Consider the following 19,429-nt stretch of genomic DNA (forward strand, 5'->3'; position numbering starts at 1 on the left):
GCTGACCGACCGCGCGCGCGACATCTTCCGCCGCGTCGTCGACGGCTATCTCCACAGCGGCCAGCCGGTCGGGTCAAAGGCGCTGGCGCAGGCGGGGCTCAACCTCTCGCCCGCGTCGATCCGCAACGTCCTCGCCCAGCTCGAGGCGGCGGGGCTGCTCGCGGCGCCGCACACCTCGGCAGGGCGGATGCCGACCGAACGCGGGCTGCGGCTGTTCGTCGACGGCATGATGCAGGCGCGCGAACCATCGATCGAGGAGCGCGCGCAGATCGAGGCGCGTGCCGCCGCCGCCGGGCCGGTCGAGGAAGCGCTTGCCGCCACCACCGCGGCGCTGTCGGGGCTGTCCGCCTGCGCCGGGCTGGTGATGGTACCCAAGCGCGAGGCGGTGCTGCGCTCGATCGGCTTCGTTCCGCTCGGACCGACGCAGGCGCTGGCGGTGCTGGTCGGCGAGGATGGCGCGGTGGAGAATCGCGTCGTCGACCTGCCCGCCGTGCTCGACCCCTCCGCTTTGGTCGAGGCGGGCAATTACATGACCGCGACGCTCGGCGGGCTGACGCTCGCCGAGGCGCGCCAGCGGCTGGAGCGCGAGCTGGCCGACGGGCGCAGCGCGCTGGACGCCGCGGCGCGCGCGCTGGTCGAACGCGGGCTGGCGGTGTGGAGCGAGGACGGCGCGCGCCGCCCGGTGCTGATCGTGCGCGGGCAGGGGCGGCTGCTCGACGACGCCGCCACCGCCGACCTGGAGCGAGTCCGCGGGCTGCTCGACGATCTCGAGGGCAAGCAGGAGATCGCCGCCTTGCTCGACTCGGCACGCGCGGGGGATGCCACGCGGATCTTCATCGGCGCGGAGAACAAGCTGTTCGCTTTGTCGGGATCCTCGGTGATCGCGAAGCCGTTCCGCGGGCACGACGGGCGCGTGGTCGGCGTGGTCGGGGTGATCGGCCCGACGCGGTTGAACTATGCGCGGGTCGTGCCCATGGTGGATTTCACCGCGGCGACGCTCGCCCGCCTGCTCGGGTGACGCGGTCGGCGCCATCGACGACGTTTGACAAGACAGGGACAGAATGAGCGATCAACCGACTTCCGCCGACGATCTGCGCGAGACCACCGCCGAGGCGGCGCCCGAGGTGGCGGAGCATGACGCGCAGGCCCAGCGCATCGCCAACCTGGAGGACCAGCTCGCCGCCGCGCGCCAGGAGACGCTGTACGCGCAGGCCGACATCCAGAACGTGCGCCGCCGCGCGGAGAAGGACGCCGCCGACGCGCGCGCCTATGCCGCCACCAATTTCGCGCGCGACGTGCTGTCGGTGAACGACAATCTCGAGCGCGCTTTGGCCGCGATCCCGGCCGAGCTGCGCGCCGACGACAAGTTCAAGGGGCTGGTCACCGGATTGGAGGCCACCGGGCGCGAGCTCACCAGCGTCTTCTCGCGACACGGGCTGGCGAAGATCGAGGCGATGGGCCAGCCGCTCGATCCCAACCGCCACCAGGCGATGGTGGAGATGCCGAGCGACGCCGAGCCGGGCACGGTGGTGCAGGAGATGCAGTCGGGCTGGATGATCAAGGACCGGCTGCTGCGTCCTGCGCTCGTCGGGGTGGCCAAGAAGCCGGAGTGAGGTGAGGGGAGGGCGCGAGGCGGCTGCCGGCGGCAAGGTGGCTCCCCGACCAAGGCTCTCCTGAGCTTGCCGAAGGGTCCGGGATGATGGGCGAGTGTGGAAGGACGGGGTGCCCCTCGCCACGTCAGCTCAGGCCAGGCGCCGCACATCGTAGCGGTACGCCACAGCGCCCCGGTGGACGCCGCGGTACCACCCGCTAAGGCTGATGACATGAACGATAATCTCACCGCCGAGCGCGCCACCTTCGTGACCCATCTCGAGTGCTCGCTGACCGGCGAGCGCTACGAAGCGGACCAGCTCCACAATCTTTCGCGTGCCGGCCGTCCGCTGCTGGTGCGCTACGACCTCGACGCGGTGCGCGCCGCGCTGCCGCGGGAGACGCTAACGGCGCGCCCCACCGACCTGTGGCGCTGGCGCGAGCTGCTGCCGGTGCGACGTACCGCCAACGTCGTCAGCCTCGGCGAGATCGAGACGCCGCTGATCCCCATTGCCGCGAGCGGTGGCGCCAACGTCTGGGTCAAGGACGAGGGCCGCTTGCCGACCGGCAGCTTCAAGGCGCGCGGGCTGGTGATGGCGGTGGCGATGGCGAAGGAGCTCGGCGTCACGCGCATCGCGATGCCGACCAACGGCAACGCCGGTGCCGCGCTGGCGGCCTATGCCACGCGCGTGGGAATTGAGTCGATCGTCTTCTGCCCGGAGGACACGCCCGAGGTGAACGTGCGCGAGATCGCGGCGCAGGGCGCGCGCGTGTGGCGCGTCAACGGGCTGATCGACGATTGCGGCGCGATCGTCGGCAAGGGGGCGGCCGAGGGACGCTGGTTCGACTTCTCGACGCTCAAGGAGCCGTATCGGATCGAGGGCAAGAAGACGATGGGGCTGGAGCTCGCCGCGCAGTTCGGCTGGCGGCTGCCCAAGGCGATCTTCTACCCGACCGGCGGCGGCACCGGGCTGATCGGCATGTGGAAGGCGTTCGACGAGCTCGAGCGGCTCGGCTGGATCGGCAGCGAGCGGCCGCGCATGTATGCGGTGCAGGCGTCGGGCTGCGCGCCGATCGTTCGCGCCTTCGAGGCGGGCGAGGAACACGCCGAGCGCTGGGAGGACGCACACACCGTCGCCGCGGGCATCCGCGTGCCGCGCGCGGTGGGCGACTTCCTCATCCTGCGCGCGGTGCGCGAGAGCGGCGGCAAGGCGCTGGCGGTGGGCGATCCCGCGATCCTCGCCGCGGTCGACGCCTGCGCGCGGCAGGACGGTCTGCTGCTCTGCCCCGAGGGTGGCGCGACGCTGGCGGCGTACCACCAGGCGCTGCGCGCCGGCGAGGTCGACGAGGACGAGGCGGTGGTGCTGTTCAACTGCGCGACCGGACTAAAGTACCCGCTGCCACCGGCCGAGCAGCGGCTCGATCGGCACGGCGCGATCGACTTCGATTTGCTGTGAGCGCCGGCGGCGTGCTCAGGTATACGCGTCGAGTGCGGGCACGGTGCGCTGCGGCTGGACCGTGCTTGGGCGCACGCCGGGGCCTCGAGCCGCAACGCTCGCCGAGCATGGCCCTGGCCCCCCGCGTTCGCAGGAGCAAAATCGCGTCCTGGGTCAGTCGGGCGGTAGCCACGTCGGCCGCAGCGCGTCGCCGAGCGCCTCGACGCGGCGCAGCGCCACCATCAGCCCGAGCTCGGGGTAGAGCGCGCGCGCCTTGGCCTCGTCGGGCGCGAGCGGCGCCACCACCAGCCGCCGGTTGACCTTGCTGCGGTGGTGCATCCGCGCGGTATTCTCCTGGCCGACGTAGCAGCCCTTGGCGAAGCTTACCCCGCCCAGCTCGCGCGCATTGGCCTCGAGCCACAAGGTCTCGCCGTCGCCCAGCTCGCCGCGTCCCTCTGCAACGCCGAGCGAGAGGCGATGCGCGCGCCACGGCGCCGATGCGTCTCCCGCGTCGGCCGGCGCGAGCCAGCGCCAGCCCAGCGCCGAGAGCCGCGGGTCGGGCTCCGCCCCGGCGTCCGCGGGTCGCTCCGGCGACCAATGGACCGCGAGCGGGTCCGCGGGCGCGATCGTGATCGCGCGGCGCAGCCGGTACATCGTCAGCCGCCGCGCCAGCGCGTCGCGCGCCTCGCGCTCGACGTCGAGCAGAAGGTCGTCGCCGTCCGCCCAGACGAGGAAGTCGAACAGCGCCTTGCCTTGCGGCGACAGCAGCCCCGCCCAGCACGGTAGCGGCCCCGCCATGTCGTTGGTCACGAGCCCCTGGAGGAAGCCGCGCGGGTCGTCACCCGCGAGCCGCAGCAGCGCACGGTCGGCGAGCGTGGTGGCCGGTCTGGTATCGGTCATGCCGGCAAGGTAGGGAGGCGCCACACAAGGTGAAAGACCCGGAAAGGACGCACGATGGCGAGCTACGATCTCCTGCTGAGCGGCGGCACCGTCCATACCCCGGGCGGACCGGTGCTGGCCGACGTGGGGGTAAGCGACGGCCGCATCGTCGCGATCGGCGCGAGCGGCGACGCGGGGCGGCGGATCGACTGCACCGGGCTCGACATCCTGCCCGGCGTGATCGACAGCCAGGTGCATTTCCGCGAACCGGGGCTGGAGCATAAGGAGGATCTCGCGACCGGCAGCGAGGCCGCGGTGCGCGGCGGCGTGGTGGCGGTGTTCGAGATGCCCAACACCAAGCCCAACACCGACTCGGCCGAGGCGATCGCGGACAAGCTGGCGCGCGCGGCGGGGCGGATGTGGTGCGACCATGCCTTCTACGTCGGCGCCACCAATCACAATGCGCTCGAGCTCGCCGAGCTGGAGCGGCTGCCCGGCACCGCGGGGGTGAAGATCTTCATGGGCGCCTCCACCGGCGACCTGCTGGTGAGCGAGGATGCGCGCCTCGCCGAGGTGCTGGCGCACGGCGTCCGCCGCGTCGCGATCCACGCCGAGGACGAGGACCGGATGAACGCGCGCGCCGGCGAGCGCGTCGCGGGCGACGCTTCGTCGCACCCGGTGTGGCGCGACGACGAGAGCGCGATGCTGGCGACGACGCGCATCCTGCGGCTGGCGCGTGCGGCGCGGCGGCGCATCCATGTGCTCCACGTCACCACGCCGGCCGAGCTCGAGCTGCTCGGGCGCAACAAGGACATCGCGACGTGCGAGGTGACGCCGCAGCATCTCACGCTGGCAGGCGAGGAGGCCTATCCGCGGCTTGGCACGCTGGCGCAGATGAACCCGCCGATCCGTTCGGGCGCGCACCGCGACGGGCTGTGGCACTGGCTCAACCAGGGCGTGCCCGACGTGATCGGCTCCGATCACGCACCGCATACGCTCGAGGAGAAAGGCAAGGAGTATCCTGCCAGCCCGAGCGGCATGCCCGGCGTGCAGACCTTGCTCCCGCTGCTGCTCGACCATGCCGCCAACGGCCGCACTTCGTTGCAGCGTGTGATCGAGCTGACCAGCGCGGGCGCGCAGCGCATCTTCGGGCTGGTCGGCAAGGGGCGGATCGCGCGCGGCTATGACGCCGACTTCACCGTGGTGGACCTGCGCAAGCGCTGGACGATCGAGGACAAGTGGCTGGCGTCGCGGTCGGGCTGGTCGCCGTTCACGGGCATGGAGCTGACCGGCAAGCCGATCGGCACCATCATCCGCGGCGAGGTGGCGATGTGGGAGGACGAGCTCGGCACCGCGCCGCAGGGCCAGCCGCTGCGCTTCGAGGCGACGCAGTTTCCCGGCGCACGGTAGCGCGGGGCGACGGTGACGGCGCCGCGACGGGCGATGGCTCGGGCGGCTGGGACGCCGTCGCGGATGCGTTCATCGCGATGCGCTCAGGCGTCGGCGCGGCGCTGGTCCGGGCCTGGGCCGCGCACCGGCTGCCCCCCCGGCGCGGCGATCCTCGACATCGGCTGCGGTTCGGGCGTGCCGATCGCCGCCGCGCTCGCCGAGGACGGCTTCACGATCTGGGATGCCGACGCTGCGCCACGGATGATCGCCGCGTTCCGGCGCCGTCTGCCCGGTACGCCCGCGGCCTGCGAGCCGGCGCAGGCGAGCGACTTCTTCGGCCGGCGTTGCGTCGGTGTGATCGCAGTCGGCGTGCTGTTCCTGCAAACCCGCGGCCGACCAGCTGGCGCTGCTCGGCCGCGTCGCCGGCGCGCTCGCGTCGGGTGGGCATTTCCTGTTCAGCGCGCCGCGCGTGCGGGCCGCCTGGGCCGACTCGCTGATCGGGCGCGCCTCGGTGTCGCTCGGCGTTGACGCCTATGCTGCGCGTCTCGCCGACGCGGGGCTTCGCCTGCTGGGCAGCGCGCGCGACGGGGGCGGCAACGACCATCACGAGGCGACCCGCGTCGCCTGAGCCTGCCGCGCGGGACGTGCCGACTCACCCGATCAGAACGGCAGCCATTTGGCGGTCTCGCTGAACTTCATATAGCCGACGTTGACGCCGGCGCGCCAGCCGACCCCCAGTCGCACCGGGATCAGCACGACATTGCCGCGGCGCAGATAGGTCGCCGCGAAGCCGCCGACGAAATACAGCCGCCCCTCGGCGCCGGGGAAGCGGTTGAACAGGTCGTGCGTGTCATAGAGGTTGTAGACCAGCACGAAGACCTTGTTGGCGTCGCCGCCGACGTCGAAGCCGACCGACGGGCCGGTCCAATAGACCGGGCGCTGGCCCTCGACCTTGTGCGTCATGATCCCCGAGCCGTAGCGCAGACCGACGACGAACGCGCCCGAGGCCTCGCGCCCCGCGATATAGGCGTTGGGCTCGCCCTGGTCCTTGAGGATCTTCTCGATGATCTGCGCGAAGCCTTCGGCGCCCTTGCCGAACACGCCCTCGCCCGCAGCGATCAGATCGTCGCGCTTGTACGTCTCCGCCGCGTTGGTGGTGGCGTTGGCGCGCGCGTCGCCCTGCGGGGTGGGTGAAGTCGGCGTGGCGGGCGGCGCCTCGGTCGGCGGCAGCGGCTCGTCGGCGCGCTGGGTCGGCTCGACCGGCTGTGGCGCGCGTGGCGTGCGCACCGCCGGTTGGCCGCCGACGTCCTGATCGATCGCGGCATTGGGATCGATCGTGCGCACCTGCGCGCCCGCGTCCCCGGCTCCGGCAAGCACGAGCCCCGCCGCCATCATCGCGCCCTGCGCGCCGCGCCATATCGTCCGCATCGTCACTGTCCCCACACCGGTACGCCAGCATAGCGACAGCGGTGCTGTCGCGGCAATGAACACCGCGACGACCCGACTCCGTGACGCGGCGCGCCGAATCGCCGCAGGCCATTGATCACGCCGATGACGCTCGCTATAGCCGCGCCTCACGCCGGCCCGGAGACGTGGGTGAGTGGCTGAAACCAACGCTTTGCTAAAGCGTCATACGGGAAACCGTATCGAGGGTTCGAATCCCTCCGTCTCCGCCAAAAAGTGCCTATTTATAGCTGTTTAGCGATTAGGCTTGCGATTTTGCCCACTTCGATGCCCACTTAAAGGTTGGTCGTTCGCGGCCGGCGCTGGACATACGCGAACGATGCGGCTCGCGAAGGGTCCCAGGTACATCGCGGTATGCCTGCGTTGTCCGAGCGCTACCTTGCGCAGAAGTCCCGCAGATCGACGCGTCAGTGCGACGCGGTGATCGGGTATGTGCTGCATTCGTCGCAAGCGTAGGCCGTAGGCGGGCAGCGCGCCGATTTAATCACCGTCTTGAGGAAGAGCTCGGCTTTCGCGACCGGCGATCGCGAGCGGATCGACGCGTATGTGAGCCGAGCCTCTGCCGAGGCGCCGCTTCGCGCCTACCAATCCGATTGGCAACTCTCTTGAGCTTGGTGCCCGAATAGCGGATGTCGACCGCTACCGGCGGCGCCGGCAACTGTCGCAGCCTGCTCGGGTATAGACAAGCGATGGTAAGGTCGAATCAACATCCCGTTCAACGAAGACGACCGCCTTCGCCTCAACATGGCGCGCAACTTCAGCAAGGTGGTGCTGGTCAAAATTAACCGCAAGTTTGAGGCCAGCAGAAGGCTGATCTTCCGAAAGCCGCTCCCACGCGCGAGAGGAACCAAGCTCGAGCAAACCTACCCGGCCCGCTCTCCCCCCGATCAAGGACTCACCTCCTCTTCGCGCCAAGCGCCGCCAGCTAGCCAGTCCGATAACGCTCGAATCCGGTCATCGAAGGCGGCGCCGTCGTCCAATATCAGGAATGGGGTGGCCCAGTCCTCGTTCGTGTAGAACGGGGTCACCTCCGAGGAGAGCATGTCGCCCCTCACGACGTCCATCAGGGTGCTGCGCTCGAAAGGTCCGACGTATGGGTGGCGCAGGTATCTGTCGAGCAGATCAAAGAAAGCGCCACCTTGCGAGCTCCGGCCCGCGGCACTGTCCATAGTGACCGTCGCGGGCACCCACGGGAAGTCCGAACCGGGCGGCATCTCAGCGAACGTCGTTCGGACCATCGCCTTGCCGAGAACGCATACGGCGTTGACCATCTGAATAATCGAAAACACCGGCTCTGGCGTATTGTCGTCGATGGGCGTGTCGTCCTCGATAGGGCGGTGGAACCGCCGCACGGCTTTCGATATCGCACGCGCCCCGATGCCGGAATAGGCGAAGACGCCTCGGAACACCGGCGGCCCGTCACCCGCTATAAACATCGCTGCCTGCAGGTGCTCGAGTGCGTCCGCAAGGGTGGTCGCGTCAAGCGTCGACTTAATCTCGATGACCGCGCGCACTGACTCCGACGGAACGACGACTAGATTGCCGGTTCTGAGCAGGGCGGCGTGGTCGATCTGGTCGTAGATGATGATGTCGAACTGCTGTGGCAGGCCATCAACGAAGCCGGTCGCGACGTGGTAGCGCCGGGGCACGTGACGCTCCAGGAGCGCCCGGAAAAGCTCCTCCCGCTCCGAGCCGACGGTCGCACCATGTCCGATGAGCCGCCCCAGTTGCTCCGACTGGCTCGCGAGATCGTTCGCGAACGATGCCGAGTAGGCCCGTCTGCGTTCACGCGACCGGGCGTCTTCGGAGAGCTTTATCCTGATCGTGCCGGACTTGTCCTTCGAGGCAGTGAGCGTGCCAATGCCAATCAGGGTTCGCAGGACTCCATCCGCGAATTGGAGGCTCAAGCTTTGACTCGACAGTGTTGCACTGATTTCGGCGATGGTCAGGGATCCGCCCCGTTCGTCCGCGAGCGCCGCAGTCAGCACATCGGAGGCCTGACGCAGTAGCTTGCGCTCCCTCGTGCCCTCCCTCGGTCTAATGAAGACGCTTGAAGGGGGCGGCGCCTTCTTGAGCGCCGTCTGACGGCCAGAACTATTGTGGTAGAATCGGAGCGCTCCGAAGTCCCAGACGGAGATCGTTGACTGAGCATCCAGGGAATCGCCCAAAGGGATCAGCAGGTCGCCAGTCTGGAAGATCGGCGTCGTCGGTTTTCTGCTCAAGGGCGTGCTCCGAGATTGTCATCGGCTGGACCTTCAGGCGGAGGCGCGACAAGCTGTGTACCGGCCTTTCCCGATCGATCGCGCCGGTCCTTATCGGCAAACGCCCGGCCGACGTAGACCGCGAAGCAGACTACTACGAGGATGAGTCCGCAGAACACCTCGTAGTCCGTAAGCAGCCTCGCCTTCATGCCAACAGGGACGATCCCGCCGCCCCCGCTAGTGCTAATCGTGCTCGCGCTATAGAAAATGAGGTCAGTGAAGGTATCCGGCTTCGGCGAGAGCGAGCCGATGGGCAGCAGCAGGTACATTAGCGCGAAATCAAGTACGAGTTCCACGTAGCTGTTAAGCGCGAGGCGCAACCGACGTGCCCACGAAAGGCTGCTTCTCGGCATTTGTCGGGGGACGAGCTTCTCGATTGCGTCGCGGTAGAATGCGTAGAACACTTCGTTGCAGCGCGAAATCAGGTAAGCGAAGAGGACGATCCTGAAAGGGATCAGTTCGGGCCGTTGGACGAACGCGCTGTCGATCAGGGAAACGACTTCGGCGACTGCGGCCAGTGCCAGTGATATCCTGAAATATCGCCGGTTTCTGAGCCTAATTAGCCGCGATCGCTCGCCCCCACGCAGGCCTAACTTCGCCAGATTAGCCGACATCCACGTTGGAGAGACGATCCATCCGAGAATGGTCTGCACCACTTTCCAGGCCGTTGTCGCTCGTTCGCGCATAGTGGCACTTGGGCTGGCGTCTTGGCCCAGGTCAAGCACAACCCGAGCCGCGTCCACCGCGCCTTCCACAACCTCCGACGGCCAGGGCAGTGTCAACGTACGCAACGGCTCGACGAAGGTCGCGATCGCGCCCAAGACGCGAACCCAGTCGAGTGTTACCCAGCGCCGCGCCATGGCAACCGGGTCCGCATCGGTGTTATTGTCCGTCGGCGAGCCGATCCCGTGATAGTAAAGCGCTGCGTTCATGGGCCAGAAGGCAACCACGGTCAGGATCAGCAGCAACAGTTTGCCGACTTACGGTAGACAGAGCAGCCAGCCAAAACGCCACGGTGTTCGCCGTCCCGCGACCAGCGCGCCGAACCCTCTCACCAGCATCGCGGCCGATGGGGAATGAAGAAGACGCCGGTATTGACCGGCGGCTGGGAAAGCCTTCCTCGACATGCTCGATGTCTTTGCCGAGTTCGAGACGAACCTACGCAAGGAGCGTCAGGCCGAGGGGATCCAGGCAGCGAAGGCGAGAGGCCCCTACAAGGGAGGCAAGCCGCGCATCGATCCGGAGGCCGTGCGCAAGCTGGCTGCCGAGGGCGTCCGGCCGTCACACATTGCGCGCCAGCTCGGCATCTCGCGCGGCACCGTCAAACGCTTCATGCCAGGCCAACCGCCGCGGCGATCGAGCGCAGGCGAGGCGCCCGTAATAGGTGTAGGAAAGGGGACGAATGCCGATCCGTTCTGAGCACGCCTTCCTCTACCCGATGCCGAGCATGAACACCTAGGCGGCCAGCGGACGCCCCCGTTTCCAAGCGTGCAGCCGATTCAACGACACGTGGTTCAGCCGGATAAGCCTCGGCGCTCGGCCGTTGGCTCCTCATCCGCTTGCGCTGGGTGGCAATACCATCAAGCTACGGACGACGACCTTGTCGGGTCCAAGGCCGTGCCTGTCCGCCATCTCCGCCTCCAGCTTCCGCTGCTTGGATCGGGGAGGGAGCCCGAACACGTGTGACTTCCGGATGAGGGTACGATCCTCCGCGCGGAGGATCACGTCCTGCCGGCGGAGGTCCACGGCGACTGATGAGGTGATTGCCGGGAAGGGAGACTTCCGGTCAGCCAAGCGGAAAATGGTGAGGCGCTTCCTCAAAGGATCGAGCCGCACGAGATCTCCGTCCTCGACATCGCCAGCGAGGTACGATGCACAACCCGTATAGCACCTCAAGGGACCGCTCAGGCGTTCAATGCGACCTCCGTCGATGATCAGGCGCTGGTCCTCATCAAGGATACCTAAGCCTCGTTCCGCACATTCACGCATAGCAGCGACCGTGTGCTGCGGCTCAGCGAGCGCATGGAGATACTCCAACGCCTGTTCGGCAAGCTGCTGCTGGCTGCCGAAATGCGTACGTATGTCCCGCACCATGGATGGGCTAGGTCTCGCCGCCGACTTGGTGCGGTTAAGAGCGCCGAGCGCGTAATGGACCAGCAGGTCCTCGCGGGAGTCGCGACGTGCCTGTTCAAAGGCGTCCCGGTCCAGGGTCAAGGCGACGCAGGTGTCGACCGCTCTCGCAAAGGAAACGCGTTCACTCGCCAGCAGATCGTGGACGGTCGCCGGCATCTCCTCTGCGTGCGGGAGACGGCCGCGATGCAGCGCGAACTCTGCCGTGGCGGTTAGTGCGGCCTCGATGCGCTCATGCAGCTCCGGCCGGGCGAGGACCGCCTTTCGACTCCGTCCGGTTGCGTAGCTTGAGGTCGATGCCCGTCGACCGCGACGGCGTTCGAGAAGGAACTCCTGCTCGTCCTCGGGCGCGCGGAACGCGACAAATATTCCTGGTGCTAGGGCAACCGGCTCCGCCCCGACGGCTTGTGCCACGACGGCTCGGATCTCGGCGTGCTGGTAGTATTTCTGGAAAGTGCCGCGGGACGTGAGAAATCCGTCACCGAACGGGCGCAGTCCGTCGAGCGGCACAGCGCCGACAAGCATGACCGATACGACAAGCGCCTTTCGCGAGATCGACCACGCGCGTTCAAGCGCAGCCTGTCGTTCCGCTGTGTTCTCGATGACGTTAAGAACGAAACCTAGGTTAACGATCTCGGCTTCAAAGATCTGTTCGTCCGGCGCAAAGTGCGGATCCCATCCGCGTGCCTCCACCCCGGCCGAGCTCAGCGCGCGCAGGTCGCCGCCCTGACCACAGCCATAGTCGAAGACGGTGGTACCCTCGCGCACGAGCCTGTGCCGCACAGCAAGGGACATTGGCTGTGACAGGGTGTGTCGCACCATCGCCGTCCTGTGCCGATGCACGAGCGGGGCGGTGCTCATGCCGCACGTACCTCATCATCGACGGAGATGAGACCGAATTCCGCCAAGCGCTTGCTCCACTCCATCGCGCGGCCGATACGGTGATTTTCCCTGAACGCTCCGCGCTCAACCAGCGACTGGGTGGTAGCGGCCCAGCGTTTCACACGGACGTCCGCAGGATCCACAAGCAGCTCCTTGCGGTGAAGGATCAGGGGATTGACGCTGCTCCTGTAAGAGGTGCTGCTGACCTTCCCCGTTTTGAGGTCGATACGGGTCGCCTCCAGCAGCGCTGGGAACGCCGACCGGTCGAAGTCCTCGTACTGCATCAACCCGACCACCTCGGGCTCAAGGCGCGCCACGTTCCAAGATTGGCCCGCTGCAAGCGCCACGGCGTCGGACAGGGTTGCGGCCGAGCTTACCGGAAGAAGGCCGATCGCCTCTCGATGGATGTAGACAGCGCCCCGGACCCGCTTGCCGACCATCCGCTACTCCGCGGCTTCTTGACGGGGCTCCGACCAGGTCGCGATCACCGCCTCGGCGAGGTCCTCGACCTCATCGTCACCGATGTAGGGCACCTGTAGGTACGTCTTCTCGTCCGTGTCCAGCTTGGCGATGAGGTGCCCCTTGCCGAGTAGGCGCTCCGCACCCTTCTCGTTGAGCGCAATCTTCGAGCTGCCCTCGTCACCCAGTCGGAGGATGAGCTTGTTGCCTAGGTTCGTCCTCAGCTGCATTGTCATGACCTGGTTGTCGGCCCGCTGGTAGATCATGAAGAGGTGGAAGCCCGCGGCACGCGACTTCGTCGCGATCTTGTTGATCAAGCCATCGACCACGTTCTTGAAGTCGTCGTCCTGCATCCAGTTCGCGACCTCGTCGAAAAAGATGACGATGCGCGGCATGCGACGGCTCGATCCGACTCGCCGGTTGTATTGATCGATGTTGCGGACGCCCTCGCGGCTGATCTCCTCGTAGCGCTCGTCCATGTCGGTGACGAGACGTGCGAGAAGCGCCTTGGCGTCCTCCTGGTTGTCGATGATGCCGCCGCGCAGGTGCGGCAGGCGTCGCGCCCAAGCGTAGTCGACCCCTCGCTTCGGATCGATCAGGTACAGCTCGAGGTCCTCGGGCGCATTCAGGGCGCAGAGGTCGAGCAGCACGTTCGTGACCAGGATGCCCTTGCCGCTGCCGGTCGTGCCCGAGATCAGACTGTGCGGGGCTGCCCGTTCCTGGCCGTCGTATTCGGCGCCGAGCGGCAGATAGCAGAGACTGCCGTCATCCTCCTTTTCCCCCAGGAGCGGCGCTGCCTTCTGCCCGGTCCCACCCGGCGCATCCACCCGCCTGAGCCATGCGTCGGCGAGGTGCAGAATTGCTCGCGAAGGGCGACGAAGGCCGATGGCGATTCGCCCGGGCATTGGCGTCACCCGGATGATGTCCAGCCCGTAGCGCGTCAGCAGATCCGTCTGCTTCCGCTCCAGCCAGCCGACGGTGAGGGTCCGGCCGCCGACGTAGATGAGGCCGGTGTTGGGCGTCAGCCGCTGCTCGAGGATCGGCGCGTCGACCCCTTCCTCCTGCAGGGCGCTGCGGAGCGCGGCGATCTGCTCCGCAAGCCAGACCTCCGCCTTCTCCTCGTTCCGCCTCTGGCTCTGGGCGGCGAGCACCGCGTGGATCTCCGCGCTCCAGGGGCCCGCCGCGGCAGGCGGCGAAATAGCGGCATCGACCGTTCGCGCCGGTTCGACCGTCTGGGTGGCGGCCGGCTCCTCCGAATCATCGGCAGACGCGGCGACCGGGTCCTCGTTCTCGGTGCCGCCGATGTCGTCCGTGGGCAGTTGCTGCCCGGCTTCGGTTGACTCGGGCTCCTTCACGCTCGGGCTGGGCCATCCGTCGGGAACCGACAGGAGCGGGGATGCGGTGGGCTCCATCAGGTTCCGCAGCGCCGATGCCGTGGTCGGGCGGGCGAACACCCACTGTGCGAGCCGGCGCCTGTCGGCTTGCGGCCGGTCCTCGTCCGGCAGCTTGGGCATTTGCTCGTAGACGGCGTCCAGTTCGTGGCTGAACACGACCGAGTGACCGTCAACAGTGATCGGATAGTCGCCCGAACGAAGGCCCTCGAGCCACTGGTCCTGCGTGATGCCTCCCACTTGGTCGAACGGGTCCATGTGCTCCAGGACCATGTCCGCGAGCCTGTTGCGCCAGATGGCGGGATCGATCGTCGCGTCCGTGTCGAGCAGGCGGTGGCTGAGCGCGGTGAAGGTCGATTCGAGCTGGCCGGCCGACCTCTTCCGCTGCTCCATGAGGGCGTCCTGACCGACATACTTGGCTTCCGCGACGACGATCCGGATCTCGGGCCCCGAGCCGCCGACGGAGAAGTCGATGGCGATTATGTCCGCAATCTCTCCGCTCAGGTCCAGCCAGCCCCTATAGTCGTCGAGAAAGAACCATCCGGTGCGATTTTCCCGTCCAACCGCGAGCATGCGCTCGATCTCGCGCTGGGTCAGCACCAGCCCCATCAGCTCGCTCGCGTAGTTCGACCACTGCGCGCCGCGCATCACGACGCCGCCGGACAGGCGCGACGCCCGGACGAAGATCTCCCTCCGCAGCTTTCCCAGGGTCGCCTCGTTCGCGTCGGGGAGGATCACATCCAGCCCGCTGGACAGGCAGTCGCCGAGTTCCTGCTCGGAGATCTCGGCCGAGACGATCACGTTGTGCGTGGAGCCAGGCACGCTGAAATACTTGATGATCCGCCGCTCGTCACTCGACACGAGGCGGCGATCCGCGACCCGGTCGAAGGTCATAACCCAGTGACCGAGCGCGTGAGCCTTTGCGAGAACATCGGCCACGTCGCCCGACATGAACTCGACCTCCTGAACCGGGAGCCAGGGCTCCGGATGCCGGACGGCGTCGCGGGTAGCGATGGCGCGCAGCGCGTCTACGTACGCGCGTCCCGCCGCTGGCTGGCGTGGCGCGGTGAGGTAAAGCGCCGAGGTGGTGTTCCCCTTCTTGAAAGGCCTGCGCTTCGATCGGGAGGTAGGAACATAGGTGTCGAGGGTCATGCGATCGTCGGGCGTCTCTCCGCGCGTCCACCGCACACGGCTGCTTCGCGAGATCACGTCCTGCAGAAGTACGATGTCATTGGCCTTGAGCCCGCTCTCCCGGGTGAGCGTGTCCGGGCTGAAGATGCCGACCCTGAGCCGCGAAAGGAAGTTGCGGGCCGCCTCGCTCGCCAGGCTGGTGTCGATCTCGTGGCTGATGCGGCGATTCTGGCGCTCGTAGACTTGGCGCAGCCTTTCCGTATCGTCGTCGGTCACGACGAGCTCGCAGCGGATCTCGGGATCGTCCTCGATCCGGCGCGCCAGGCCATTGGCCATCGCCAGCGGCAGGTTCTCGGAATCGGCGTTCAAGATGACGACGCTGAAGTTGGCCCGCTCGTGCGGGCGAAGCTTCAGATACTCGTCGCCAACCCGTTCGAACGCGGTCACGGCCCCGTCGGCGGGCTCATCGGTCAGGCCGTGGTGCGAGGTGCCCGACACGGTCTCCAGCAACGAGCAGTCGGCCAGGCAATCCGTCTCGGCGAGGAGGTGATCGTCATGTTCCTGCAGCACGGCGACGTCGCCGTAGTAGGTGCGCGTCAGCGACGCGGCACGATCGTTGACGAAATCCTCGATGCTGGCGCGCTTGCCGCCCGAGCTGGTCACCACCTGTTTGATCGCATCGGCGAGTTGGCGCGCTTTCGCGCCGATCTCGGCGAGGCGCAACGGGTGCCAGGCGGTCAGCAGGGCTGCAGGCCGTTCCCCTTCGATCGAGATGACGCCGATGATCGTGAGCGGGGCGAGGAGGTTTCTGATCGAGACCTCCTCGGGTGCGTTGTCGAGCACGGCGTCGAGCAGGGCCCCGTATCTCTGAGCCTGGCTGATCAGCTCGGCCGAGCCGACCCCTGCGCCGCGAAGCAGATCCTCCAGTGCGGCACCGTATGAGCCGTGGAAGGTGGCGAATGCCTGAGCGATCCTGTCCGCCCGGTCGGGGGTGAGCACGCCATTCCCCCGGATCTCGTTGAGCGCAGCTGGCCACGTCTGGTCGATCCGGAACTCGGCGCGGCCGTCGTTGGCTAGAAGGCCATCGCTCTGATTGAACGCGTCATTGATGCTGGCGCGCTCGGCAAGGTTAATAGAAGCTCCGATCGTGCCGCGCGCCGAACGGTTTTGCTGAATGTGCCCGGTGAGGAGCCGCGTCGCGTCGTCCGATGGCTGCGGCCGGATGCGGCGCAGATCCTGCGGGAACGAAAGGCCCAGCGCCTCGGGCGCGGGTTTCCAGACGAGTTGCGCGCGCTGCGCCTGCGGCTTGGCTGAGGTGCTGCCTAGAACTGAATTAAGCTTGTCCGCGGACACGAGGAAGGCCTCGAACTCGAGCTCGACGGCCTCCTTACTGCGCGAGGAGTTGTCCTCCTTCACGGTGTCCCAGTCGACCGTCCAGCAGCGGCCGAAGTCCAGGATAGCCTCGGGTTCCAACATCTCCTTCAACCCGCGGTATCGATCGCGTAGGAACCGGAGGACGCGCGTGTTCTTGTCGCGCTGCCAGAAGTCCATCTGCTCGCCGCCGCGTAGGCGCACGACGAGAACGCGGTCGGCGTCGTCCTGATCGGCGTCGTCGCCTTCAGGCACCGCCCTGTGCGCCAGCTTCAGCAGACCCTCGGTGAGGTCCCTCGCCTCGACCGGCGCCCGGAAGACGAGCCGCTCCCAGCGCTTGTACAGCTTTGGGTCGGTTGCGAGCCGGGCGCGGTGGTCGGCGAAGAAGCTGTCGATGTCGTCGGACGGCTTCGCCGTATCCTTGACCAAGTCGGTCAGCAACTGCTGCTCCGACGGCTTCAGGGCGTTGGGAAACTGCGCGTCCAGGAATTGCTGCGTCTCGAGGCCGAAGTTCGGCTTCACCTTGCGCTTGGCATCGGTGAAGAAGGGTTCGATCGCGTCCCAGCCGAGTTCGGCGACCTCTGCCTGGGTGGTCGTCCAGCCGCCATCGCGAACCGCCCGGTCGGCGAGCAGCGCGCCGAGCTTGACCACGACGTCTGATGGCAGGGCGTTCTCCGCCTCCATCTGCTCCAGACGTCGCTTCAGTTCGGTCCTGTTCAGCGGATCGCCGTCACGGGCCTTGAGGTACAGCGCGGGCTGCGCCTCGTCCAAGGCTCCGCGGAAGAACTTGGTCGCGTTCTCGATGCTGTCCGTGAGCTTGAGCCGGGGATCGCCGCCGTTTCGGGGAAGGCGGAGCGCGGGCAGCGCCGCGCGGACCGCCTTCTCCGGGGCGAGCCCCTGCATCCCGCCGATCTGCACGCCGAGGCGCTCAATGAACTCGGCGATCGTGACGACGTCGTGCGCGGCGCCGGCGGCGAGCGTTCCCTTCAAGGCCGTGGCCACCTGCTCGCGGATTTTCTCTGACGCCATCGGCAGACCCTCGACCGCCCAGGCCAGCGGGTCCTGGAGCAGCCAGGCCTCGTCGATCTTCGAGTTGTGCGAGAGGGTCGGCTCCGTCGCCTTCACCATGTCGGCCGGGACCGTGCACACGGTGAGCCGCACGCCCTCCGTGGCGTGGTTGCGGTGCCAGGGCGCGGTCTGGTCGGAGACGGTCGCGGGTGACACGTCGCCCTCGACCAAACGCGGATGGATGAACATCTGCACCTGACCAGCAGGCATGGTCGAGGTCGCCACGTGGCGCGCGATGGCGCTGACGACGGGCTTCTCGAGACCCACGACGCAGAAGAACGCCCGGTCCTGCACGTCCTCCGTCGCCTCTCGCAGGCGTCGGGCCGCCACGCGGCCAATCAGTTCATGCGTGGACAAGTTCATCGGTTCCTGCCGTTTGTTCGACGTCGTGGAAGGGATTGACCACGAACGCGCAGTCGTCGGACTTGCGGTCGACGAACCCGAGGACGCGGAGGCGCTCCTCCAGCCGTCGCTCGTTCTCCTTGAGGTCCGCCAGCGGCGCCGGCAGCGCCCCCGAGGTGATCTGAAAGGCCGTGCGGGTTTCCTCAGGACCGACCACGATGTTGTAGCGACGCATGAGCAGGTCGAGAAAGTCGCCGAACTCCATCGGTGTGGTTACGTTCGAGAGCACGAGCGCCTCGAGGAATGCGTCGTTGGGCGCATACCATGTCCCCGCGCGGCGCGCCGTGCGGAGCAGGCCGATCTGCTTGACGTGGTTGTGAAAGGTGGCTCCGATGTGGTGCCCCTTGGCTCTCTGGGTATCGGCCCTCAACTCGGCGAGCTGGTTCTCGGGCGAAGGCATGGTGTCCGGGTTGGGGTTTCGCTGCGGCGACCAGAAGAAGCGCTTGGCGAGCAGGTCCGCAGCCTCCTTGCGGCCTGCGTCGCTGGCCAGCACCGCCTTCCACTCGTCCGATGCCGCGAACGCGTCGATGAAGCTCTCCGCCGCCTCGAACGGCAACGTGCGGTGACGCTTGTATTGGTTGGATGACAGCTTCCGGATCGCGTTGTTGCCGGTCGCCCCGACCACGTCGAGGAAGAAGGGAGGCAGGGCCACGCCATCTCTGACCGTGTCCTGGGCGCGCTCGAGAATGTAGAGCGCCTGGATCAGCCCGCTGACCCGCTCCAGCGGATCGAGCACGTTCTCCACCGGGATGCTCGACAGCGACAGCAGCGCGACCCAGTCGTCGGCCAGTCGGTCGTATGAGCGATGGGTAGGCATCGGCAGGTAGCCGATCGTAGTGTTCGCGTCCGCGTCGCTGTCCGGCCCGGCGAGCCGTCCCGCGAGACGGTTCCAGACGCTGTTCGTGCCGAGGAGCCGCGCATCTAGAAGCGCCTCGACCTCTCCGGCCCGGCTCGACCGGTTGAGCATCAGGTAGAGCATCTCGCCCGTGCGACGCATGAACTTGCGGTCGAGCGAGTTCTCCGAGTTGACGTCCGGGAACACCATGGCGCTGCCCAGCGGCAGCACGTGGCGCGACGTCCAACGCTTGCTGGTGAACGCCTCGATTTCCGACGTGCGGAGAAGCTCCACGCTTCGAGCCATCGCCTGGAAGCTGTCGAAGCTGCCCTGCAGGTTGCGCAGTTCCAGACCCTCGTAGTCGCGGTCGACGGTGGCGAACCAGGCCGCCCACTTCGCCTTGTCGTCGGCGGCCTTGCCAGAGGCGATCCGGGAGATCTCCTTGTCCCGGAAGAGCAGGTGGCGCAGCTGGTTGTTGAGCGGGATCCCGTACGCGACGGTCTCGTGCTGCGGAGCTTCGGCCTGCTTGACGCCCTCGAAGATGGGAAGGCTTCGGCGCTTGCGGTCAAAGCAGATGTGCATGCACTCGGTTAGGGTGAGCCACGGCGACTGGTCGTCGTAGAAGAGCAGCCCCCAGATCGCGTACTCGCACCACAGCTTAACGCTGCCCATCTTCTGGGTCTCGGGAACGCGCATGGCGCCCTCGGCGAGCTGCAGGTGATGGTTCTTGGCGGCCATCTC

General features: G+C 67.3%; 13 protein-coding genes, 1 tRNA gene and 1 pseudogene. 7 read left to right on the forward strand and 8 right to left on the reverse strand.

Features of this window, described 5'->3' with window-relative positions; all coding sequences use genetic code 11:
* The first annotated feature begins 1 nt into the window (after position 1).
* From hrcA to QBJ89_RS14145, 3 genes are all read left to right on the forward strand, one after another.
* On the forward strand, positions 2-1,018 hold the full coding sequence (gene hrcA, locus QBJ89_RS14135; RefSeq protein ID WP_277981117.1) for a heat-inducible transcriptional repressor HrcA: 1,017 nt from the start codon (positions 2-4) through the stop codon (positions 1,016-1,018).
* 43 nt (positions 1,019-1,061) lie between these two features.
* A complete protein-coding gene (gene grpE / locus QBJ89_RS14140) occupies positions 1,062-1,613 on the forward strand; it encodes a nucleotide exchange factor GrpE (RefSeq protein WP_277981118.1) in 552 nt (183 codons plus the stop codon).
* A 210-nt stretch (positions 1,614-1,823) separates the two neighbouring features.
* Positions 1,824-3,047, forward strand: a complete 1,224-nt coding sequence (locus QBJ89_RS14145) for a threonine synthase (protein ID WP_277981119.1) — start codon at positions 1,824-1,826, stop codon at positions 3,045-3,047.
* Between the two features lie 153 nt (positions 3,048-3,200).
* Here QBJ89_RS14145 and QBJ89_RS14150 read toward each other — a convergent pair whose 3' ends face one another.
* Positions 3,201-3,926, reverse strand: a complete 726-nt coding sequence (locus QBJ89_RS14150; RefSeq protein WP_277981120.1) for a YgfZ/GcvT domain-containing protein — start codon at positions 3,924-3,926, stop codon at positions 3,201-3,203.
* 54 nt (positions 3,927-3,980) lie between these two features.
* Between QBJ89_RS14150 and QBJ89_RS14155 the strand changes: the two genes are divergently transcribed.
* Both QBJ89_RS14155 and QBJ89_RS14160 read left to right on the forward strand, forming a co-directional pair.
* Complete coding sequence (locus QBJ89_RS14155; RefSeq protein WP_277981121.1) at positions 3,981-5,315, forward strand: dihydroorotase; 1,335 nt, start codon at positions 3,981-3,983, stop codon at positions 5,313-5,315.
* Positions 5,316-5,763: 448 nt separating this feature from the next.
* Positions 5,764-5,922 (forward strand): hypothetical protein, encoded by a 159-nt coding sequence (locus QBJ89_RS14160; protein ID WP_277981122.1) that lies wholly within the window; start codon positions 5,764-5,766, stop codon positions 5,920-5,922.
* A 32-nt stretch (positions 5,923-5,954) separates the two neighbouring features.
* Here the strand turns inward: QBJ89_RS14160 and QBJ89_RS14165 are convergent, their stop codons facing one another.
* Positions 5,955-6,722 (reverse strand): DUF1134 domain-containing protein, encoded by a 768-nt coding sequence (locus QBJ89_RS14165; RefSeq protein ID WP_431522543.1) that lies wholly within the window; start codon positions 6,720-6,722, stop codon positions 5,955-5,957.
* A gap of 158 nt (positions 6,723-6,880) precedes the next feature.
* On the opposite strand from QBJ89_RS14165, the gene QBJ89_RS14170 reads away from it, so the two are divergent.
* Positions 6,881-6,970, forward strand: a tRNA-Ser gene (locus tag QBJ89_RS14170).
* Positions 6,971-7,645: 675 nt separating this feature from the next.
* On the opposite strand, the gene QBJ89_RS14175 is transcribed toward QBJ89_RS14170, so the two are convergent.
* On the reverse strand, positions 7,646-8,980 hold the full coding sequence (locus QBJ89_RS14175; RefSeq protein WP_277981123.1) for a DUF6602 domain-containing protein: 1,335 nt from the start codon (positions 8,978-8,980) through the stop codon (positions 7,646-7,648).
* The gene (locus tag QBJ89_RS14180) at positions 8,977-9,987 is read right to left on the reverse strand and encodes an ion channel (protein ID WP_277981124.1); all 1,011 of its coding nucleotides are present in this window, start codon (positions 9,985-9,987) and stop codon (positions 8,977-8,979) included. The genes QBJ89_RS14175 and QBJ89_RS14180 overlap by 4 nt, the downstream gene beginning before the upstream one ends.
* Positions 9,988-10,135: 148 nt before the next feature.
* Here QBJ89_RS14180 and QBJ89_RS14185 point away from each other — a divergent pair.
* Positions 10,136-10,438 (forward strand): annotated as a pseudogene (locus tag QBJ89_RS14185) (recombinase family protein); the annotation flags it as partial.
* A gap of 132 nt (positions 10,439-10,570) precedes the next feature.
* On the opposite strand, the gene QBJ89_RS14190 reads toward QBJ89_RS14185, so the two are convergent.
* The 4 genes from QBJ89_RS14190 to QBJ89_RS14205 are packed head-to-tail and all read right to left on the reverse strand — an operon-like array spanning position 10,571 to position 19,426.
* Entirely contained in the window at positions 10,571-12,010 is a 1,440-nt protein-coding gene (locus QBJ89_RS14190) for a DNA phosphorothioation-associated putative methyltransferase (RefSeq protein ID WP_277981125.1), read from the reverse strand.
* Positions 12,007-12,471: a hypothetical protein gene (locus QBJ89_RS14195; protein ID WP_277981126.1), complete on the reverse strand. Its 465-nt coding sequence runs from the start codon at positions 12,469-12,471 to the stop codon at positions 12,007-12,009. The genes QBJ89_RS14190 and QBJ89_RS14195 overlap by 4 nt, the downstream gene beginning before the upstream one ends.
* A 3-nt stretch (positions 12,472-12,474) precedes the next feature.
* On the reverse strand, positions 12,475-17,814 hold the full coding sequence (locus tag QBJ89_RS14200; protein WP_277981127.1) for an FtsK/SpoIIIE domain-containing protein: 5,340 nt from the start codon (positions 17,812-17,814) through the stop codon (positions 12,475-12,477).
* Positions 17,795-19,426: a hypothetical protein gene (locus tag QBJ89_RS14205; protein WP_277981128.1), complete on the reverse strand. Its 1,632-nt coding sequence runs from the start codon at positions 19,424-19,426 to the stop codon at positions 17,795-17,797. The genes QBJ89_RS14200 and QBJ89_RS14205 overlap by 20 nt, the downstream gene beginning before the upstream one ends.
* Positions 19,427-19,429: the final 3 nt, after the last annotated feature.

It is taken from the genome of Sphingomonas phyllosphaerae (assembly GCF_029623345.1).
Classification (GTDB): Bacteria; Pseudomonadota; Alphaproteobacteria; order Sphingomonadales; family Sphingomonadaceae; genus Sphingomonas; species Sphingomonas phyllosphaerae_C.